This window comes from Neorhodopirellula pilleata (genome assembly GCF_007859915.1).
In the GTDB taxonomy this organism is placed as follows: domain Bacteria; phylum Planctomycetota; class Planctomycetia; order Pirellulales; family Pirellulaceae; genus Rhodopirellula; species Rhodopirellula pilleata.
The window spans coordinates 1-2870 of sequence record NZ_SJPM01000060.1 but is presented as its reverse complement, the minus strand read 5'-3'; the positions used below and the strand labels follow the sequence as shown (position 1 = coordinate 2870).

At 56.0% G+C, this 2870-nt stretch carries 2 protein-coding genes; both read left to right on the top strand.

Translation table 11 applies throughout. The features are described from left to right. Nucleotides 1-225 precede the first annotated feature (225 nt). Complete coding sequence (locus tag Pla100_RS30170) at nucleotides 226-1809, top strand: ABC transporter permease (protein ID WP_146583105.1); 1584 nt, start codon at nucleotides 226-228, stop codon at nucleotides 1807-1809. 51 nt (nucleotides 1810-1860) lie between these two features. Beyond that, nucleotides 1861-2616 (top strand): ABC transporter ATP-binding protein, encoded by a 756-nt coding sequence (locus Pla100_RS30165; RefSeq protein ID WP_146583104.1) that lies wholly within the window; start codon nucleotides 1861-1863, stop codon nucleotides 2614-2616. Nucleotides 2617-2870 lie beyond the last annotated feature (254 nt).

Genomic DNA, 2870 nt, shown 5'->3' with positions numbered 1-2870 from the left:
CTGACATGATGAGTCCTTCCTAGACTACGGGGCCTATCCAACTTCAGCCGATCTTAGCGTCCTGGCTGGAAAATCGCCCTCCCAATTCTCAAACGTCATCCCAACGCCGATTAGCGTGCCTGCACCCGAGGGAATTCGCTCCAAACTTTTGCCGTTGTTGTGGAGCGTCGACGGCACGTAGACTGGCGGTTTGGAATGGTTTCCTTTTTATTTGAAGGCACACGGATGTACCGACTGCTGCTTTGTTTTCGCTATCTTCGCACCCGATATATTGCGCTAGCGTCGATCATCAGTGTGACCTTAGGCGTGGCGACGCTGATCGTCGTCAACAGCGTCATGTCCGGCTTTTCGGTGGAAATGCACGAGCGTCTGCACGGTTTGGCGTCGGACATTTTGATCGAGTGTCACGCCAGCGGCGGGATGCCGGAACCCGAAGAACACCTCGCGGAGATCAAACGGATCGTCGGCGATGACCTGGTCGGATCGTCCATGTCCGTTCACGTGCCGAGCATGTTGGGGATCGATTTCAACGGACAATTGATCACCCGGCATGTCAATTTGGTCGGTATCGACGCGGAAACGTACGACAAGGTCAGTCACTTTGGTCGCTATTTGATCCATCCGGAAAACCAAGAACAAGTTTCATTCGATTTGAAGAACGACGGCTTCGCCGAAGCCCGCGAGGGGTTCCCTGCTTCAGGTTGGCATTACCGCAAAGCCCGCGTTGCGTACGAGAAGGCGCTCGACCAGGAACGCAAGCGGATCGCCGAAATGGATCGCGCCGTCACGCGTCTTGAACAGGAATCTCGAGACCGTTCCGATGCCGATGGGCCGACTATCGGACGGATGATTCCTGCCGAGATGATGGGCGGCGAAATGCTGAGCGGAAACGGAAACAACGATGGCGAGATGGACCTCTTCGACGCCTCGCACGAACAGTATCCGGGAATCATCTTGGGCATTTCCACGTGCAGCAATAAATTGCGAGACGAATCGGGTAACGTCCGCGATCACTATTATTGCCGGCCCGGTGACGATGTTCGCTTGATGTTCCCCAATGCGTCTGAAACCCCAAAGGTCGTTAATCAGAAATTCACCGTCGTGGATTTGTACGAGTCGGGCATGAGCGAATACGACAGCACGTTCGCGTTCGTCCGATTGGATCACTTGCAAGAATTTCGCGGAATGATCGATCCGATCTCCGGTGGCAAAAGCATCACGACGATCCAACTCAAGCTTGCCGAAGGTGCGAACTTGAATTTGGTCCGCGATGCACTGCGAGCTCGCTTCCCGCCGGACACGTTCGCTTACAGCATTCAAACGTGGCGCGACATGCAAGGCCCGTTGCTCGCGGCGGTTCGGTTGGAAACGACGATTTTGAACATTCTGTTGTTCTTGATCATCGCCGTGGCCGGTTTCGGGATCTTGGCAACGTTCTTCATGATCGTCGTCGAGAAGACCCGAGACATCGGGACGCTCAAGGCACTCGGTGCGAGCGGCGGCGGCGTGATGAGCATCTTCCTCAGCTACGGTCTGTTGCTCGGCATGGTCGGCAGCGGCGTCGGATTGATCGGAGGGATTTTATTCGTGCAAAACATCAACGAGATTGCCGGAGTGATCGAAAAAATCACCGGCCAAGAAGTCTTCGACCCGACCGTCTATTACTTCACCGAAATCCCCACGATCCTCGATCCGTTCACTATGTGCTGGGTGATGGCGGGAGCGGTTGCAATCGCCACCACGGCGAGTGTTTTGCCCGCGATGCGGGCGGCCCGAATGCACCCGGTGACGGCGTTGCGTTTCGAGTAATCGTCGTTTCAAACATTCTATTTCTATTGTCCCCTGTCTTGCCTGCCGTCCATGAACGCTCCCCTCGACCACGTGATTCTCGAAGCTCGCGGGATCCGCAAGAGCTACCACAAGAATCAAATCGAATTGCCGGTTTTACGCGGCGTCGACGTTGCCTTTCACCGTGGCGATTTGTCGGCATTGGTCGGTCGCAGCGGCAGCGGTAAGAGCACGTTGATGCACCTACTCGCGACACTCGATCAGCCCGACGAGGGAGAGGTTTGGTTCGACGGAAGCCGCATCGATCACTTGCCACGACGGGCACGCGACGCGTATCGCAACCATGACATCGGGATCATCTTTCAGTTCTATCACCTTTTGCCGGAACTGACAGCGGTGGAGAACGTGCTTGCCCCGGCGATGATCGGCCGCAGCGTTTTAGGATATTTTCGCGAACGCAAGTCGCTGATGGCTCGCGCCGAAGCGATGCTCGACCGTGTAGGACTGCTTGATCGAAAAAGCCACAAGCCTTCCGAGATGTCAGGTGGCGAGATGCAACGAGTCGCCATCGCGCGCTCGTTGATGTCCGAGCCTAAGTTGCTACTCGCCGACGAGCCGACCGGGAATCTGGATACCGAGACCGGCGAATCGATCCTGCAACTTCTGCGTCAACTCAACGAAGACGACGGATTGACGATCGTGATGATCACCCACGACGACGCGATCGCCCGCCGAGCCGATCGTTGCTACCGCATGCAAGACGGCTTACTGGTCGACCGTTTGAATAGCGAGAGTCCGACCGCGCCAGCCAATCGGCTTGTTGCCTAGTGCTTCAACCAGATTTGACTTTAGGGTGTCAGCAACGTGGCTCGACGGTCCTCCGTCGAGAATCACGGTGGGGACCACCGTGCCACGATATGCCAACCCGAACTTGACGTTGGAACAAGACACTAGTAGTCTATCGCAGCTCAATTTTCGGGTAGAGGCGTCTTAATTTGATCCGAGCGTCTGCGGTCGTGAACTGCCAATCGATTCCCGTTTGACGCTCGTTTCGCGCGGCATACCACTTGGTAATTCGCTCG